Origin of the sequence: Rhodocytophaga rosea, from assembly GCF_010119975.1 — a bacterium.
Classification (GTDB): domain Bacteria; phylum Bacteroidota; class Bacteroidia; order Cytophagales; family 172606-1; genus Rhodocytophaga; species Rhodocytophaga rosea.
Window position 1 is genome coordinate 309,795 of sequence record NZ_CP048222.1, and the last position, 17,042, is coordinate 326,836.

The 17,042-nt window shown below is 41.0% G+C and carries 16 protein-coding genes; 8 read left to right on the top strand and 8 right to left on the bottom strand.

Annotated elements, in window-relative coordinates:
- Positions 1-297: 297 nt before the first annotated feature.
- The 3 genes from GXP67_RS01410 to GXP67_RS36860 all read right to left on the bottom strand — a co-directional run bounded on the left by GXP67_RS01410 (position 298) and on the right by GXP67_RS36860 (position 2,952).
- The gene (locus tag GXP67_RS01410; protein WP_162441513.1) at positions 298-783 is read right to left on the bottom strand and encodes a tetratricopeptide repeat protein; all 486 of its coding nucleotides are present in this window, start codon (positions 781-783) and stop codon (positions 298-300) included.
- A gap of 71 nt (positions 784-854) precedes the next feature.
- Positions 855-2,576 (bottom strand): sodium:solute symporter family protein, encoded by a 1,722-nt coding sequence (locus GXP67_RS01415; RefSeq protein ID WP_162441514.1) that lies wholly within the window; start codon positions 2,574-2,576, stop codon positions 855-857.
- A 238-nt stretch (positions 2,577-2,814) separates the two neighbouring features.
- Positions 2,815-2,952 carry a hypothetical protein gene (locus tag GXP67_RS36860; protein ID WP_197901625.1) on the bottom strand — a complete coding sequence of 46 codons (138 nt, stop codon included), beginning with the start codon at positions 2,950-2,952 and terminating at the stop codon, positions 2,815-2,817.
- A 427-nt stretch (positions 2,953-3,379) separates the two neighbouring features.
- Here GXP67_RS36860 and GXP67_RS01420 point away from each other — a divergent pair, with 427 nt between their 5' ends.
- Positions 3,380-4,093: a phosphonatase-like hydrolase gene (locus GXP67_RS01420; protein WP_162441515.1), complete on the top strand. Its 714-nt coding sequence runs from the start codon at positions 3,380-3,382 to the stop codon at positions 4,091-4,093.
- A gap of 39 nt (positions 4,094-4,132) precedes the next feature.
- Here the strand turns inward: GXP67_RS01420 and GXP67_RS01425 are convergent, their stop codons facing one another.
- The 4 genes from GXP67_RS01425 to GXP67_RS01440 all read right to left on the bottom strand — a co-directional run bounded on the left by GXP67_RS01425 (position 4,133) and on the right by GXP67_RS01440 (position 8,288).
- Positions 4,133-5,008, bottom strand: coding sequence for a histidinol-phosphatase (locus GXP67_RS01425; RefSeq protein ID WP_162441516.1), 876 nt, complete (start codon positions 5,006-5,008; stop codon positions 4,133-4,135).
- 77 nt (positions 5,009-5,085) lie between these two features.
- Positions 5,086-6,300 (bottom strand): acyltransferase family protein, encoded by a 1,215-nt coding sequence (locus GXP67_RS01430; protein ID WP_317170094.1) that lies wholly within the window; start codon positions 6,298-6,300, stop codon positions 5,086-5,088.
- 90 nt (positions 6,301-6,390) lie between these two features.
- Positions 6,391-7,272: a phosphatase domain-containing protein gene (locus GXP67_RS01435; RefSeq protein WP_162441517.1), complete on the bottom strand. Its 882-nt coding sequence runs from the start codon at positions 7,270-7,272 to the stop codon at positions 6,391-6,393.
- Positions 7,269-8,288: a T4 RnlA family RNA ligase gene (locus GXP67_RS01440; protein WP_162441518.1), complete on the bottom strand. Its 1,020-nt coding sequence runs from the start codon at positions 8,286-8,288 to the stop codon at positions 7,269-7,271. The genes GXP67_RS01435 and GXP67_RS01440 overlap by 4 nt, the downstream gene beginning before the upstream one ends.
- Positions 8,289-8,634: 346 nt before the next feature.
- On the opposite strand from GXP67_RS01440, the gene GXP67_RS01445 reads away from it, so the two are divergent.
- Together GXP67_RS01445 and GXP67_RS01450 are read left to right on the top strand one after the other, a co-directional pair.
- Positions 8,635-8,907 (top strand): hypothetical protein, encoded by a 273-nt coding sequence (locus GXP67_RS01445; RefSeq protein WP_162441519.1) that lies wholly within the window; start codon positions 8,635-8,637, stop codon positions 8,905-8,907.
- 198 nt (positions 8,908-9,105) lie between these two features.
- A complete protein-coding gene (locus GXP67_RS01450; RefSeq protein WP_162441520.1) occupies positions 9,106-9,792 on the top strand; it encodes a hypothetical protein in 687 nt (228 codons plus the stop codon).
- Positions 9,793-9,817: 25 nt separating this feature from the next.
- Here the strand turns inward: GXP67_RS01450 and GXP67_RS01455 are convergent, their stop codons facing one another.
- Entirely contained in the window at positions 9,818-10,243 is a 426-nt protein-coding gene (locus GXP67_RS01455; protein ID WP_162441521.1) for an SET domain-containing protein, read from the bottom strand.
- A 702-nt stretch (positions 10,244-10,945) separates the two neighbouring features.
- On the opposite strand from GXP67_RS01455, the gene GXP67_RS01460 reads away from it, so the two are divergent.
- From GXP67_RS01460 to GXP67_RS01480, 5 genes are all read left to right on the top strand, one after another.
- A complete protein-coding gene (locus tag GXP67_RS01460) occupies positions 10,946-12,037 on the top strand; it encodes a DUF4856 domain-containing protein (RefSeq protein WP_162441522.1) in 1,092 nt (363 codons plus the stop codon).
- A gap of 153 nt (positions 12,038-12,190) precedes the next feature.
- Positions 12,191-13,270: an imelysin family protein gene (locus GXP67_RS01465; protein WP_162441523.1), complete on the top strand. Its 1,080-nt coding sequence runs from the start codon at positions 12,191-12,193 to the stop codon at positions 13,268-13,270.
- Positions 13,263-14,648 (top strand): HTTM domain-containing protein, encoded by a 1,386-nt coding sequence (locus GXP67_RS01470; protein ID WP_232064864.1) that lies wholly within the window; start codon positions 13,263-13,265, stop codon positions 14,646-14,648. Before GXP67_RS01465 ends, GXP67_RS01470 begins: the two co-directional genes overlap by 8 nt.
- Positions 14,649-15,404 (top strand): carboxypeptidase-like regulatory domain-containing protein, encoded by a 756-nt coding sequence (locus tag GXP67_RS01475; RefSeq protein ID WP_162441524.1) that lies wholly within the window; start codon positions 14,649-14,651, stop codon positions 15,402-15,404.
- 205 nt (positions 15,405-15,609) lie between these two features.
- Entirely contained in the window at positions 15,610-17,034 is a 1,425-nt protein-coding gene (locus GXP67_RS01480; RefSeq protein ID WP_162441525.1) for a TonB-dependent receptor family protein, read from the top strand.
- Positions 17,035-17,042 lie beyond the last annotated feature (8 nt).

Genomic DNA, 17,042 nt, shown 5'->3' on the forward strand with positions numbered 1-17,042 from the left:
GGTGAAATACTTTGTATTGTATTGTGTTGTTCGAATTGTACCCATTCCTCCCACCATAGAATCTTTTACTGATTGATAAAAGCCAAGTTGAGCAGTAAGTATCCTGGTCGATAGATCAATATTTCTGTAACTGGGGTCCCTGAGAGGACTGATTATAATAAAAGATGATAAGACAATAATAAGCGTAAAAGCAGCAATGAAACGCAGCAGATAACCGAAATTAAAAGTCTTCATAATTTTCTGTTACTAGTCTATTGAAGCATCTACTTTACTTCAGGAGAATGGTAGTGTAATATACTATAAAGTCAGCTTATAGTCGCACCGGATGATGCTCTTTTTCAGATCATCAATTTTTTCATCATTCAGGCACAATTTGATGGATTTCTTGTAGTGCCCAATAGCGGTTTCGAAGTTGCCTTTAAATTCCTCCAGCACACCCAGCCGGTTGTAAATAATAGATTTATCGATGACGGGAATGTGCAGGCATTTGTTCATCAATTGTTGAGCGTCTTCGAAGCGCTCCAGTTCGGTAAGCAAATAAATGAGGTTGTAATAACTATAAGGATAATCCGGACCAAATTTAATGGCGGCTTTATAATGATTTTCTGCTTTTTTATAATCATCAAACTGGCTTTTGTATATCCATCCCAGCGAATTATGTGCATAATAACATTGTGGATCATCCAGCAGAATAGCTTCATAATGCTGCTTTGCTTCGATCATATTCCCGTTTTTAATGGCGTTTTCGCCTTCCAGGTATAATTCTTCAATTCGTGAACTCATAGGTTTACAGAAAAAAACAATACATAAGTGTACGTAAAAATACTGATTTTTCGAGGCTACAAAACCGTTTTCTACCCTTTTTTGGCACTTACCACAGGCACTTTTTCAGGATCTGGCTGCAAAAACAAATTGAATATCCAGGCAATGAGGATCACCAGTAAACAGCCGATCACATTGTACCAGAGGAAGGCAATGCTGGAAAAATAAAACAATGCAAATACAACAACTTCAGTAATAATGGCTGCATAAAAAGTTGCAGCTCCTCTAATTTTCTTAAAATAGAAGGCACAAACAAAAATACCCAGGATGGCTCCGTAAAACAGGGAACCCAGTCGGTTTACTGCTTCCAGCAGATTTCCCACCCGTCCTGCATACAAAGCTACTACTACACAAAATACGCCCCAGCCAATGGTGATCCATCTCGACATATGGAAATAGTGTTCTTCACTGGCATCTTTCCGGATAATGCGTTTGTATACATCTACAATGGTGGTGGAAGTAAGGGAGTTAAACGCAGAGGCAGAAGAAGACATAGAGGCAGAAAAAACCACTGCAATCAGCAATCCGACCACGCCAGCCGGTAAATAGGTAGTTACGAAATTGAGAAACACATAATTCGTATCATTTACATCGGCCAGCTTGTCGTTCTTTTTAATGAGCCGGACCGTCTCTCCCCTTACGGCTGTATCCAGGGCCAGAGATCGTTCCAGTTGCTGTTCAGCGGAAGCAATACTGGTTTCATCGCCGGAGCGTAAGGCACCTACCAGTTGTCTTATCTCTGCCTGCCTGGTCTGGAATATGGTCTCATGCTTTTTTTCTAATACTGCAAATTCAGCAGCATAGGCACTATTGCGGAGTTTATCAGTTTCAACTGTATTAAAAAATACCGGAGGCATCACAAACTGGTAGAACACAAATACCATAATGCCCACAAACAAAATACAAAATTGCATGGGTACTTTTATTATGCCATTAAATAAAAGGCCAAGCCGGCTTTGTGCAATAGAACTCCCAGATAAATACCGGCCTACCTGCGACTGGTCGGTGCCAAAGTAAGACATGGCCAGAAAAAATCCGCCAATAATCCCAGACCATATATTGTATTGGCTATCCGGGTTAAATTCGAGATCAATGGCATTCAGGCGGCCGGTTTTTCCGGCTACTTTTACGGCTTCCATAAATGAAATATCATCTGGCAGCAAATACAGGATCATAAAAAAAGCCGTTACCATGCCACTCAGAATAATCGCCATCTGGCCCAGTTGTGTATGACTCACCGCTTTTGATCCTCCAAAAACGGTATACATCAATACCATCACGCCAATGATGATACTGGTTAAGTTTGTATTCCAGCCTAATAGAGAAGAAAGAATAATGGAAGGGGCATAAATGGACAGGCCGGTAGAAATACCCCTTTGAATCAGGAACAGAAAGGCAGCCAGCACTCTTGTCTTCAGGTCGAAGCGGTTTTCCAGGTATTCGTATGCGGTGTATACATTAAGTTTATGGTAGATTGGTACCGCCGTAATGCATAAGACTATCATGGCTATAGGCAAACCGAAGTAGAATTGTACAAAACGCATCCCATCAGAAAAAGCCTGTCCTGGTGCGGAGAGAAAGGTAATCGCACTGGCCTGGGTTGCAATAATAGATAAACCTACAGTATACCAGGGCATGGCACGGTTTGCCAGCAAATATCCTTTCATATCTTTGTTGCCCCTGCCCTTCCATATACCATACAACACAATAAACAGTAAGGCGGCAACTAAAACAATCCAGTCTAAAATTCGCATGAAACTATTAAAGTATAAACTAATCAGGCAATTAAGTTATTCTGTATGCCTATCAGAAGCAGAGTAATATAGAATACAATTCTACTGCTCCTCAACAGAAAGATAGATAACGCATAAACACAAACGGAAATATGAGAAAAAACAGGGAAAGATTTATTTTTTTTTGATAAACGGATAGAAAAAAGTATCTGCAGAAGCAAAACCTGAAATAAGTTACTGACGCTGCAAAAGTCAATCCCTATTGAAAGTATTGGGTAAACCAGTAAAATAAGAGTATCAGCAAAAGCAGATTAGCCAGAACAGCCAGGTAGATTTTCTTCCAGGTGTTCAAAAAAGGAGGTAGTTCATTACTTGATTCTTCAGAGTGGTCTGACATAGTTCCAATCGATTTTTCTCACAAAACAAATGCTGATAATAAAACTTATTTATTCTTCACTCTATTTCCTCGCTTACTAATTTCTTCTCAAAGAGTGAATATTTTGATTTTATACGTAAAAATAGAAGGTAATTCTTTAAAATACACAGGAAATCTATTTGAATCAACCTGGCTTTGAGAATATTGTTCAATTGATTTGCGAAAAGGTATAGGCGGACGGCGTTTTCTGTTTTACGAAAATTTAATAGTTAATTAACCTCAGATTGTTATACAAGTTATAAAAATTCACAATCTTCGCCCAGGCAAATGTTTACAAATAGTAAACAAAAATTAAGCTATTCAGTCCAGGGAATCCGGATGTATGGATATAGTTTATTAAAAATTTATTATCACCTTTACTCTTATACACACTCATATTTCTCTTACTATGGCTATTAAATTAGTTGTTTTCGATATGGCAGGCACTACCATCCAGGACAAGGATAATGTGCATACTGCTCTGCAAAAAGCTTTCGAAATTGAAGGAATCCGGGTTAGCAGAGATGATGCTAACCAGGTAATGGGGTATCCAAAGCCAGTAGCCATCCGGGAATTATTGCGGCAAAAACTAACCGATGAAACCTACAAAGACGAATCCTATATCACACACATTCATAGCAACTTTTTAAAAGAGATGATTTCCTTCTATGAAACAAGTCCGGATGTGCAGGAGAAAGAAGGTGTACAGGAAACATTTGAGACGTTGCGGAAAAATCATGTTAAAATTGCCATTGATACCGGCTTCGACAGAAGCATTGCCAACGCTGTACTCAACCGGGTAGGCTGGCAGGAAAAGGGATTGATAGATGCCAGCATTACCAGTGATGAAGTGGAAAAGGGCCGTCCGTATCCGGATATGATTTTTCGGGCCATGAAATTAACCGGCGTAGAAAATGTAGCCGAAGTCGCCAAAGTAGGTGATACGGCTTCTGACTTACAGGAAGGGAATGCCGCCGGATGTACATATGTAATTGGCGTAACCACAGGTGCCTTTACCAGAGAAGCGCTCCAAAGTGAACCTCACACCCATTTAATAGAAAAACTTCCCGAGTTGCTCGCTATTCTTGAGTTGGATAAAACACCTGCAGGTAAGCGGCTTTAAAGCAGGTAAGATAGTCAGGAAACTAAATGCGCTATAAAATCAGGAGGTGACTGTGTGTAACAGTCCGGTCTGATCAAAATTCACCTGCTGCCATTTGCCATTCAGAAGTACACTTACCTGTTTATAACCAACAGATGCCAGGAGTACCGCCGTATCTTCAAACTGTAAAATGATTTCTTCCGGATGATGAGCATCGGAATTGATAGTTATGGGAATACCTAATGCTTTCATTTTTTCCAGTGCCCATTTTCCAGGATAGGTCTGGCTGGTTTTTTTCTTGTAAATGCCTCTGGTATTCACTTCTATAATAGCACCTACATCAGCAATCAATCGTAGGGTTTGCTCCAGTTCCTGCCGATACCAGCCGGCTTGCTGGGAGAATAAAGCCCCTTCTTCATCCTGAATTTTGATTTTATCTATATGCCCGATCACATCCGGGCATTCCTGCTCAATCATTTGCCTGGTAAGTTCAAAGTAGCGGCTTACGGCCTGCCGGATATCTCCTCTGAATATTTGTTGCAAGCCATCCAGAAACACCTGGTGAGAACCGTCTATTTCCCATCGCTTTCCATCCGGAAATGCATCCACAAAATGCACGGAGCCAATGGTATAATCCAGGCCAAGGTCTAAAACTGGCAAACTTTTAGGTCCGGTAACGCCAGGAATATAATCTACTTCCAGCCCACAATATAATTCTATATCCCGCTGATAAGCTTGCTGCAATTCCCGGATCTCGGCTACATAGGCATGGGCAGATTCCGGTTTCATTGTCCAGACACAATCGAAAGGCACAGGCGCATGAGAAGAAAATCCGTAGGCCACCAACCCTTTTTCTAAAGAGCTTTTTACGTATTCTTCCGGTGCATATTTTCCATCACAATAATGGCAATGGCTGTGGTAATTGGTCCAGGACATGTTATAGTTCTAAATCGTTGTTCGTTGTTGGTTATTGGCAAGTTCTATGAATGATTGAGTAGATGAACGCCACCTGATCAAATTTTAATAAATACTTTATTCTTAAAGAGCCAGTATAAAATTAACCATTCCATTACCAGAATAGCAGCACCCCTGATCAAAGAGGCATACGCAAGGCCAAATACCTGGTTATATTCCTGTCCTACATGTATTTTAAATGAGCTGTCAATAAAAGAAGGTATGGTTTCGGCAATAATATAGGCAGCAATAGAATTCATGCCGATCACCACCAGAAAAAAGGCCCATTTTTTATATCCCAGTATGTCGATTATCCCATAAAAACCTGCCAGCAGTATAAAGCACCAGCCTCCGCTGAAAATAGTCCAGGCTGGCGTCCATATGCGTTTTACAATCGGGCAGATGCCGCTTATGTGCAGCAATACTCCCAGAATCAGTAGTGCTACCCCTATGGTGAAATATTGAATGATAATTCTTTTTGGGGGAATCCCGGAACGGATGATATTGCCGGCGATTAGTCCCAGAATCATGGTGCCCAGGGTAGGGATAAAACTCAGGGTGGAATATCCGCCTCCATTATTTGCAAATACCGACTCTCTGGGAAACAGATTCAGAAACCAGCGGTCAAAAGCCCAGGCAAGATTGGTGTTTTTATTCCAGTGTGCAGCAAAGCCTGACAAATTATGCTCCCAATCCTGGGTAACGCCGGCGAGTGTATAATCGAAACCGGCTCCCGGCAATGGATATAAGGCAAAGGCCAGCCAGTAGAAAAACAAAATCCCGATGAGAGAAAACAGTTGCATCCGTTTTGAAGCAAAGCCCAGCAGGAAAAGAAAAGTATACCCCAGACCAATCTGCGTCAGGGTATCTTCAAAGGTAAAATAGGTCTGCTCCGCATGCATAGAACGCAGGAAGATGCCCAGAAAAATGAGTATCAATGAGCGTTTGATGGTATGAAGCAGCAGACTGGAAAAGGATGCTCCTTTTGAAACCCGGCTGGCAATAGAAAAAGGCAAGGCTACTCCGACCAGAAAGGAGAAAGAGGGCTGAATCAGATCATGAAGCGAGCAACCCACCCATTCTACATGGCTTTGGTGAAAGGATAAAAAACGCCAGAAACCGCTGTCTGGCAATGCCTCAGACACTCTTGAAAAGGATAGTACTTCTGCCATCATCAGCAGCATCACAAAACCACGGTAGGCATCCATGGATTCCAGCCTTCTGACTGACGTTACAGTTGCGGTCAATGTTGGTTCTTTGGTGAGTACTTGCATGAAGTTTAGGTTGTTTGGATTTCAAAAGTTACAAAAATAAAGCATACCTACATACAAGATTGCCTTCAATATTCGAAGGTATTGTTAAATCTAAAAATCACCATAATATACCTGCAGGCAAAGCAAGCCAATTTCTTTACGCCACATATCTACTACCTGATTCCGGTCGTCGAGTACAAACTCTATATAATATATGCCCTGAATGTGGCTTTCATACAGCTCTTTTTTAACGATAGAATCTTTTCGCATATCTCCCTGCTTTCGCATGAACAGGGCATCATAACTTACTCCCTTTGCTGAAAGCCAGTTGGTAGTTTGTATCCGGTGTTCCGAAGATCTTCCGGATAGTAGTAAAATTACAAATCCTGCTTTCGCATATTGATTGACAATATTTAGCACTGGTTCATTTACCAGATCCTGCTCACACCTGGAAGCATCAAATGGGTTGCGGTCATTAATTAAAGCCAGAGTGCCGTCTATGTCACAAATAATGGCTTTAGGGAGAGAAGTATCTTGCTGGCAGTAAAAAGGAATTCTGCCCACCGGTGCCACATAGCGGTTATGTATTCCCCGGATGGCCTTCTCTCCTACCGGAACCGGCCGTTTGGCATCCCGTTCAATAGATTCTTCCAGCGTTACGTTGAATTCTTTTACCTGGACCTTTATTTGCCGGTCATTTTCCCTGGCATATTCACTGACAAGCTCGCGTATGCGGGCTTCATGTTTGGGGTCTAGGTTGGTATCATCCACAATCACATGTTTGCCCTCTTTCAATGCTTCTGTAATCAGATAATCACGTACTTTTAACACAAAGGCTTCGTTGCCTTTGCTCCAGTAAGCGTTATCCAGCATCGCTCTCAGGTCATCCTTATTGATGCGTTTATACATACCAGGATGTTGGTCCAGCATTTGCCTGGCCCAGGTTGATTTTCCACTGGCTGGAATTCCTTTGAGTATCGTAACGGTGATCATACTTCGGTCTTAAAAGGTTTTTCGTGTTTGGGTTTTATCATTTTCCAGATAGCTGGCTTATAGTCACGGTTGTCGAGCATGGCAAACAGAATACCTGGATAGCGGCAAGTCAGAAAGTAAAGTGCCGTAGTTTTTCTATCTTCCAGCATCCGAAAATCCTGTTTACACTGGGTTTCGATGTTTGCAAATTCCGCTAATAGTTTTTCTCTGGTATGTTTTACCCACTGATAAAATTCATCTGGCACATGGTCCAGCATTTCGTCCAGCGGTTTATCTTCCCTGAGCATTTCCCAGATCATCTGGTTAGAAACACCTGTAAGGATGCGGTGCAGGCGAACATATTCCTCGAATTTTACTTTTACCCGGAATCCGTTTTTAAACCGTACGACAAATCCTTCCCGGTTATCAGCGGCTAGTTTACGCAACTGGCGAATATCATGCAAACCATCATATTTTTTTACCAACGGAAATCCAATGTCTTCCAAAGGCAGATCTTGTCCGGTTTTGTTATCGAGTATAGCCAGTAAGATGAGTTCATTCTTTTGCCCGTAATCTACAACAATCCGGTTTTCCGGGTAAATAATTTCAAACAAATACGTCTGGTCTTTTTGCAGAAAAGGAATACTATGGGCATAGGTCGAATACAAAAACTGAGTGGCTTTACGGGCTTGATCGCTATCAAATGAACCTCTGGTGGCAATAAACGGCTCATCATTGTGCCAGTACAGAATTCCCAGGGAGCCATCCAGCTTTTCATATACCTCAAATGACTCATTAGGAATTTCTTCCGGCTGGTGTTCTTCCAGGTTAAAGAATTTAGGAAACGGACGGGCAATGATTTTACTTGTAGCATCCAGAATTAATCCCCGGCACAGTAAAGTAAGCTCAGTCCAGAGCCGTTCGTACTGGGTTTTTGGGGCATAGTTGTAGATATATAGTTCTGCCTGGGGATGTTTCTGGACGGAAATATATTTTTGGTCGATCATCGACTGGAGTTCTGGTAAGTTGATAGGCATAAATTATTATAAACTTGTTAAATGGACGTGGTAGTTGCTACCCATCTCTTTCTTTAGCTTGGCTGAACTTACGATTGTGATTGCTACAAAGAAAGTAACAAAGAAAAATCCAGAAAAAACAAACGTAAGTTCAGCCAAGCTAATGCTTCTCCGCTCATATCCTACACATTGCCGGCTGTTTTTCAGACTCCCCCGCATGGAATATTATTAATAAGATAGTATGGCTAATTCCTCAATTCTAACCTAATATCAGACAAAACAGACTTATTCAAATACACGTTTACATCATCCAATTCAACCAAGTAAATAATATCCATTTGATTATTGTAGTTAAACAAATTTAAATATGAAACAACGGGAAGTTACGGATGAGAATAATGTTACCTGGACCTGTGTACAGCCTTTATCGGGTACGGAAGGAAAAACAGCCCAAAAAGCGGAGGAAATATTAAAAAGCGAAAATGGAGGTATACCTGTCGTGTGTACACCTTCTGGTGGTGCACAATCTGTCAGGCTGGCACTCAATGAAAACTGGGATGAGCAAGTATCAGATGAGGAATTACTCATTTGTATTCAGGCTCAACAAGGTAAACAAAGCCAGAACCAGGAGCGAAAATAAGATAAAGTTGATTACAGATTTCTTAAAAAGCCTGTTTTTCGTTAAAATACAGGCTTTTTTACTATTAAAATCTCCTATACCAAGTATAAATCACTTTTCAAATTGATTATAAATCACGAACATTTAACCAGCTATTAAAATAATATCTATTAGTTTGCGTATTAGTTACAGCGTAAAAAAAGCTGATTATTAGATACGATGAGATTTTTCCTTTTGATCTGGTTCATATGTTCCGGCCTGTATGTACAAGCACAGGCTTTTTTTCCAGCCTCGTATTCAGCTTTACGTACGCCCAGTGTATACGACATTCAGGCCAGTCAGGCAAAGTTATTCCAGCGGAATCATGGGATGATTATTGGGTTACAACGTGGGAAGTATACTACCATAGAATTTGGCGGGGAAATACACTGGCGAAAAATCAGCCTGACCAAACCGAGGTTATTTGCCACCACGGCTAATATGGAATACAATTTCTCCGACAATGTGATTGGCTATAAGGCCGGTGTATGGTTCAAACGTGGCCGGATTAACCTGACATACGGGGCTAATCTGGTGTATTTTACAGATTTTGATAAATCCAGATTTGGCGTTGCCCCTTCTATCGGCTTCCGTTTACTGGGATTTCACCTGGTGAATAGCTATAATTTTCTGGCTGGCGATAAAGAACTTGACAAGGTCAATACCCTTAATATTGCCCTCAGGTATTATTTTCCCATAGATAATGCCTTTAACTGGAAAAAGAAAAATAACGACGGAGAGAAAAAGCGGGAAAAGAAGAAAAAAGAAAAATCCAAAAAGAAAAAAAAGCGGGAAAAGGAGAAAAAGAAAAAAGCCAGACAAAAACAGAAAAATAAAGATAATACCAGGAAAAAACTGTTTGGCTGATACCAGCCAAACAGTTTAATCTTTTTTATCGGGAAGTTAGTTTTTCTTCTTCTTCACTCATCAACAGGTGTTTGTAAGAATTAAACTCAGCATCGAATAATTGATAATCTGAAGTAATCTCCTCACCTGGGTAGATATCTTTGGAAGCAATAGTTAAGCCCTCAATATCATCCATCGTATCAATAGTATTTGGTTCATAGGAATGATTAATGAACCTTGCATCATCCGAACATAAGATATAACAACCACTAATTCTGCTTTTATAAATGTAGTTGTCTATCCGCTCACAGTCATGTTTCAACTTAAAGGCCTGATATTCTTTTTCGTTGAATTTCAAATCTAACTTAGGTATAAACCTCCATATTACGGTGCCTTTCGGAATGAAAGAATCAGCATACAAACCGATGCCGCTGATTTTACTTAAACCAAGTCTGGTTTTTACTATTAACATGTTACTTTCTTTGTTTGGATAGTGGATGAAAATTTATTTAATAATATGTTTGATTAAAACGCTAAAATAAGAAATTAGTTCAAATAAAATACAATTATTAACATGCTGACTTTCAGTAACTTAATTAGTATAAAATTTACTCTTATTCAGCAGTTCCTTTAATTACTTTTACCTGAGGTTATTGCCTAAAACAGGTAAAAAGATATACTACTTATTTTAATAAAACAATACCCTTAATTAAAAAACATAAGATTATTTGCTATTATTTTTATTAAGCATGGAGAATAAAGGTGAGTAAACTATACGTGATATAATTAAGATAGCTGATGACATTTATAACTCTGTGTACCTTATACAATTATAGGAATTCCTTCCTTCATAATCTTGTTTCTCATAAATAATTGAAAGTGATTGCTAATCCAAAACTAATTTTCTATTCAAGTATTATGTGGATGTAAGATTTTTCCGGCTTATGTCAATCAAAATGTTTTCAGCCTGATTAAGTATCTGACAGGGCTACGCTCATACCGGGTAACCAGTTAACTTATTAGTATTCCTGAAAACTGAGGATTTTCCATATTCAGCATACATCTAGATTAAAAGCAGAAACAAAAATGAGTTAAATTTAATATTATTTATAATTAGTCTAAATTAAAAAATCTAATAAATTTGCCGTAAGTATTTAGACTAATTATAAACAACATGCTAAAACCTATTCTTTCCCGTACAGCTATCGCCTTATTTGTAGGACTTGTATCTTTCACTGCGTGTGATAAAGATGACTCTGAGCCAATCCAGCCATATGATGTACCAGCCACCTATGATTTTGAAGGGGCAGATTATAGTTCTTCTACCCACCGGATTAATATGGCAGTAGAATTAAATTCGTATCTGGGCTCCGGAACTTCTACTATCCTGTCACAGGCTACCGCTAATAACCTGTTTAATAATACCAATACCCCGTTTGCAAATGCTGCCTTAAATACCGCTGGTGTAAACCTAGCTGATAAAACAGCTGATGTGAACGTATTTAAAGGTTTTATAGAACAGCGTGTGACACACAGCAACACTAATAACACGCCTGCTACAGATGGAACAGCCGGATACATTCCCAGAGGAAGTGGTAAGATTTTAGTAGGTCCGCAAGGGCTGGAAAATAACCAGGCCGTAGCAAAAGGAATGATGGGGAGTCTTTTCTTCAAAGAAGCAATGGCCATTCTTGCTGGCATTCCGAATGAGGATAATGCTACTAAAACCGAAGGAGCAACTGCTATGGAGAGCCGCTGGGATGAGGCATTTGGTTACCTGGGCATTCCGGAAGATTATGATACGACCAAAACGTATGCAAATACCGATCCGAACAGGCCACTTTTATGGGGAGGATACTTAACAGAAAGAGGCAAACCAATTCAGGCTGGCGGTATACTTTTCGAAGCTTTCCGGAAGGGACGTGCAGCCATTGGAGCAAAAGATTATGCCGTTCGTGACCAGCAGGTTAAACTTATACAGGAAACCTGGGAAAAACTCGCGGCTATCTCTGCACTGGCCTATGTAACCATTCCGCAGGCTTCTACCAGTGTAGGCAATTTGGGTACTCAGTTTCATGCGCTATCTGAAGGATATGGTTTTGTTCTTGCCCTGAAATACCGCCCGGCAGGCAGCAAGCTTTCAGAAGCCGACTACCAGAAATTAGTAAGTATTCTGACTACTAATTTTTATACACTTGTAAATGAACCTGGCTTTACCAAGCTAAAGGAGGCAGAAAATATATTAAAAACCACTTATAGTCTGTAATAAGTTCTACCTCATATACCAGGCAGCCCTATTATATGGAGGCCTGGTATGTGAGGTTATAATAGAACACCGAAAAGAATGATACTGATTTCTTAGCTACATTCTGTCCGGTGATTATTTTTTCAGGCTTAAAACAGTCAAAAACATATTCCAATGAAATATTATTGCAAACAAAGGCTGTTGATAATAATTGTAGCCCTTATCTCAATCAGCGGATGTATCAAAGACGAGGGTCCAGATACTGGTCCCGACACTACTTTTGATAAAACCGCCATGCTGACTACCTATGCCGATGCGCTGATTATTCCGGCATATGTAGGCATGCAGCAAAAACTCCAGGCGCTGGAAACACCTTTAACCACGTTTTTAACAGATCCTTCACCAGCCAATCAACAAGCACTAAAACCAGCCTTTAAAGAAGCTTACCTGCAATTTCAACGAATTTCTGTATACCAGCTAGGTCCGGCAGAAGAGGCTTTATTGAGCAATTTTCTGAATATGTTTCCGGCAGATATTAGTGTCATTGAGAACAACAGCAGCACAGGTAATTATAATCTCCTGGTAAACTCTTCTGTAGATGAGCAGGGTTTTCCGGCCTTAGATTATTTATTGTTTGCTGAAGATGCACTCCAGAAGTTTAATGGGTCTACGGCAACTACCCGCAAAAAGTATGTTCAGGATATTTTTTCCAGAATGAAAACACTGGTAAATACTGTACATGCCGATTGGCAAAGCAACTACCGCAGCGAGTTTATTGATAATACCCGAACGGATGTGGGAAGCCCGATCGGCTATCTGGTCAACCAGTTTGCCTATGAAATGGACCAGCTGAAAGGTCCACGGATCGGATGGCCATTTGGTAAACAATCGGGGGGAGTAGTTTTTGCAGATAAAAGCGAAGGTTACTATTCCGGACTCTCTCTTGCTCTGGCAATTGAAAACCTAAGCAGCCTTAAAAATGCCTTTACAGCCGGAAGCAGCGGAAGTGGTATTTCTGCTTACCTGGTTGCTTTAAATAAACAAGAATTAAATACAGAGGTGTTAAGCCAGTTTGATGTGGCTATCAACAAACTCAAAGCCATTCCTGATCCCCTGTCTATTGCCTTTACCCAGCACAAAGATCAGGTGGATACTGCATACAAGGAGATACAAACCCTGCTCACCTTGATAAAAACAGATGTGGCTTCGGCTACCGGGGTGCGCATAACTTACCAGGATAGTGACGGTGACTAAAACCAATACAGGCTGGTTTGGGAAGCAGGTTTTAAAAAGTCTGCAACAGCCTGTTCATATTTCTCCGCTTATTACCTTCCGGATACTTTTCGGCCTGATGATGTGTGTGGGCATTATCCGTTTCTGGCTCAATGACTGGATCACAGAATTATATGTAAAACCTGCTTTCTACTTTTCCTATCCTGGTTTTCAATGGGTGCATCCTTTAGGAAATTCGGGTATGCATATCATATTTGCCGGAATGGCTATATGCACCCTTTTGATCAGTATTGGATTATGGTACAGAGTGGCGAGTATCCTGTTTTTTCTGTCTTTTACGTATGTAGAACTGATCGACAGCACCAACTACCTGAATCATTACTATTTTATCAGCCTGATCAGTTTTCTGCTGATATTTTTACCGGCTAACCGCTATTTCTCCCTGGATATAGTCATAAACCCGGCTCGTAAACTGACTGTGATCCCCCTCTGGATGGTAGGTATAATCCGCTTGCAGGTAGGTCTGATCTATTTTTTTGCCGGGATAGCTAAACTTAATCCAGACTGGCTGCTGGAAGCGTTGCCTATGAAAATCTGGCTCCCGGCTAAAAGTCACATTCCACTGATTGGCTCACTGCTATATAAAACCTGGGTCGCATACTTGTTCAGCTGGTTTGGGGCAGTATATGATCTGTTCATCGCCTTTTTTTTGCTTCACCGTAAAACCAGGCCGGTGGCGTATTTTTTTGTACTCGCCTTTCACCTGGCTACTGCCCTGTTTTTTCCAGGCATTGGATTATTTCCCTATGTAATGATGATTTGCAGCCTGGTATTTTTCAGTTCAGCCTTTCATCAAAAGTTATTACAGTTTTTTTCCTTTTCCCGGAAAACACAAGAACAAGCTCCCTCTTCCAGTACTTATCTTAATAATATCAGGAGAAATCAAGTTTTACTAACAGGTATAGGTGTTTATTTTCTATTTCAGATACTCATTCCTTTCCGGCATGTACTCTATCCCGGACATTTATTCTGGCATGAAGAGGGTTTCCGTTTCTCCTGGCGGGTGATGCTGATGGAAAAATCGGGAAATGCATTTTTTTACATAAAAGAACCCTCTACTGGCCGGACATATGAAGTAAATAATGCCGAATTTTTAACACCTTTGCAGGAAAAAATGATGAGCACCCAGCCAGACATGATCCTGCGCTATGCACACCATCTGGCAGAAGTATATACAGGCAAAGGTATCCGGCAGCCGCAGGTATATACGGAATGTTATGTGGCCCTGAATGGAAAGCGGTCCAGATTGTTTATTGATACAACAGTGAATCTGGCTAAGCAGCCTTTGAGTCTGAAGCATTATACCTGGGTACTGCCTTATTCCCTGAAAGCTAAGTAGATGAAATACATACAGATCGTTCTTTTTTTACTTATCTCTGGTTTTGCCAGTGCACAAGGCTTTACCATAACTGGTACTATTCAACTAGAGAAAACTCCTGTTGAAGGGGCTACTATTAGTTTACTGCCTTTAGATATAAAAACAGCAAGTACTTCTGGAGGCGCATTTCAATTCACAAAGATTCAATCCGGCACTTATCAATTAGTTGTAACGTATGTGGGTGCCAGGCAGCATACCCAGGAAGTGATTATCACCAGTAAAGATATTTCTCTTACCATCAATCTGTTGCTGGATAATACTTTGTTAAAAGAAGTAGTGGTAAAAGATGCCAGTGAGCAGGTATCCGGCAATTTGCGCCAGATAGAAGGAATTGCCATTTATGCCGGCAAAAAAACGGAAGTAATTAACCTGGTTAATATCAACGCCAATCTGGCTACCAATAATGCCAGGCAGGTTTACAGCCGTATTCCCGGCTTAAACATCTGGGAATATGATGGTGGTGGTTTGCAGTTAGGCATTGGCGGACGGGGGCTTAATCCCAGCCGGGTTTCTAATTTTAATACCCGCCAGAATGGCTACGATATCAGTGCTGATGCCCTGGGGTATCCGGAAAGTTATTATACACCACCCAATGAAGCGGTTGAAAAGATTGAGATCATCCGGGGGCTGCTAGCTTGCAGTATGGCACCCAGTTTGGCGGACTCATTAATTTTCAACTCAAAAAAGGTCCGGAAGACAAACCCATCCAGGTGGTAAGTCGCCAGACTGGGGTTCTTTTGGTTTTTTCAATTCATTTAACAGCGTTGGAGGGACCGTCAAAAAGTTAAATTATTATACCTATTATCAGTTCAAACGAGGCGATAGCTGGCGGCCCAACAGCCATTTTAACCAGCATGCAGCTTATGCCCACCTGGAATATAACTTTAATGAAAAACTCTCCCTTACCGGCGAATATACGTTTATGCATTACCTGGCCAAACAACCAGGAGGCTTAACAGATGCTGACTTTCAGCGTGACCCTTCGCAATCGGTAAGAGAAAGAAACTGGTTTAAAGTAGACTGGAACCTGATTAGTCTTTCGTTGGATTACCGCTTCAGCGACCAGACCAGGCTCAACTGGCGCACCTATACATTACAGGCTGGCCGGGAAGCCTTGGGTATTCTCAATTACATTAACCGCCCCGACCCAGGTGGCGCCAGGGACCTGCTGGCTGACCGGTATAATAACTTTGGTTCAGAAGTCCGGCTGTTACACCAGTATACCTTATTCAAAGACCTGAAAAGCACTTTACTTACTGGGGCACGTTTATATAAAGGACTTACTCTGCGCAAACAAGGCGAAGCAGATGCTGGAAATGGTCCTCAGTTTGATTTTGTACCGTCAGAACCCAGTCACTCCGATTACCGATTTCCCGGAACCAATGTGGCCGGTTTTGTAGAAAACATTTTTCAGCTAAACGATAAGTGGAACGTAACCCCAGGAGTACGGATGGAATACATTTCTACCAATGCAGAGGGATATTTCTACCAGATTATGCGGTTCGTGCCGAATGTAAAAGTTCAGGAAGAACGGGAGAAAAACCGTTCGTTTCTGCTGGCAGGCATAGGAAGTTCCTATCAATTATTTAAAGGCGTAGAATTGTATGCCAATATTTCGCAGAATTACCGCTCGATCAACTTCAACGATTTGCGGGTACAGAATGAAAATGCCAGGGTGGATTCGCTGCTCAAAGATGAAAACGGATACACCGCCGATGGAGGAATCCGGGGAAAACTCAATGACTGGCTGTATTACGACATGAGCCTTTTTTATCTCAAATACAATGATCGCATTGGTTCTGTATTTACCAAAAATGAAGATAACATGGTATACCGTTTACGCACCAATGTAGCCGATAGCCGCAATATTGGTTTTGAAGGTATTATAGAGGCAGATTTTCTCAAAGTGTTTACCCAAGGAAAAAGCCGGTATAAATTATCTGTGTATACCAATTTTGCTGCCATTGATGCCCGGTATATCAACACCCAGGAAACAGCTATCCGCAACAAAAGAGTAGAATTTGTGCCTCCCCTATTATTCCGGAGCGGAGTATCTTTCGGAGATAAACGCTTTAATATAACCTACCAGTATTCTTATATAGCCAAACAATATTCGGATGCGACGAATGCTGAATTCACCCCTACGGCTGTTGATGGAGCCGTACCAGCTTATCAGGTGATGGATGTAAGTGTAAGTTACCAGTGGAAATGGCTGGGTATTTTTGGAAGTATAAATAACCTGGCGAATACCAGCTATTTTACCCGCCGAGCAGATGGCTATCCTGGTCCTGGGATTCTCCCCTCCGACCCCAGAGGCTACTACCTGACCTTACAGGCTAAATTTTAATTTTTGCG

Excerpts from the sequence above, each read along its gene's own strand:
- GXP67_RS01410 (WP_162441513.1), bottom strand. The coding sequence starts at position 783 with ATGAGTTCACGAATTGAAGAATTATACCTGGAAGGCGAAAACGCCATT.
- GXP67_RS01480 (WP_162441525.1), top strand. The coding sequence starts at position 15,610 with ATGCATTACCTGGCCAAACAACCAGGAGGCTTAACAGATGCTGACTTT.
- GXP67_RS36860 (WP_197901625.1), bottom strand. The coding sequence starts at position 2,952 with ATGTCAGACCACTCTGAAGAATCAAGTAATGAACTACCTCCTTTTTTG.
- GXP67_RS01420 (WP_162441515.1), top strand. The coding sequence starts at position 3,380 with ATGGCTATTAAATTAGTTGTTTTCGATATGGCAGGCACTACCATCCAG.
- GXP67_RS01445 (WP_162441519.1), top strand. The coding sequence starts at position 8,635 with ATGAAACAACGGGAAGTTACGGATGAGAATAATGTTACCTGGACCTGT.
- GXP67_RS01440 (WP_162441518.1), bottom strand. The coding sequence starts at position 8,288 with ATGCCTATCAACTTACCAGAACTCCAGTCGATGATCGACCAAAAATAT.
- GXP67_RS01425 (WP_162441516.1), bottom strand. The coding sequence starts at position 5,008 with ATGTCCTGGACCAATTACCACAGCCATTGCCATTATTGTGATGGAAAA.
- GXP67_RS01435 (WP_162441517.1), bottom strand. The coding sequence starts at position 7,272 with ATGATCACCGTTACGATACTCAAAGGAATTCCAGCCAGTGGAAAATCA.
- GXP67_RS01450 (WP_162441520.1), top strand. The coding sequence starts at position 9,106 with ATGAGATTTTTCCTTTTGATCTGGTTCATATGTTCCGGCCTGTATGTA.
- GXP67_RS01455 (WP_162441521.1), bottom strand. The coding sequence starts at position 10,243 with ATGTTAATAGTAAAAACCAGACTTGGTTTAAGTAAAATCAGCGGCATC.
- GXP67_RS01415 (WP_162441514.1), bottom strand. The coding sequence starts at position 2,576 with ATGCGAATTTTAGACTGGATTGTTTTAGTTGCCGCCTTACTGTTTATT.
- GXP67_RS01475 (WP_162441524.1), top strand. The coding sequence starts at position 14,649 with ATGAAATACATACAGATCGTTCTTTTTTTACTTATCTCTGGTTTTGCC.
- GXP67_RS01460 (WP_162441522.1), top strand. The coding sequence starts at position 10,946 with ATGCTAAAACCTATTCTTTCCCGTACAGCTATCGCCTTATTTGTAGGA.
- GXP67_RS01465 (WP_162441523.1), top strand. The coding sequence starts at position 12,191 with ATGAAATATTATTGCAAACAAAGGCTGTTGATAATAATTGTAGCCCTT.
- GXP67_RS01430 (WP_317170094.1), bottom strand. The coding sequence starts at position 6,300 with ATGCAAGTACTCACCAAAGAACCAACATTGACCGCAACTGTAACGTCA.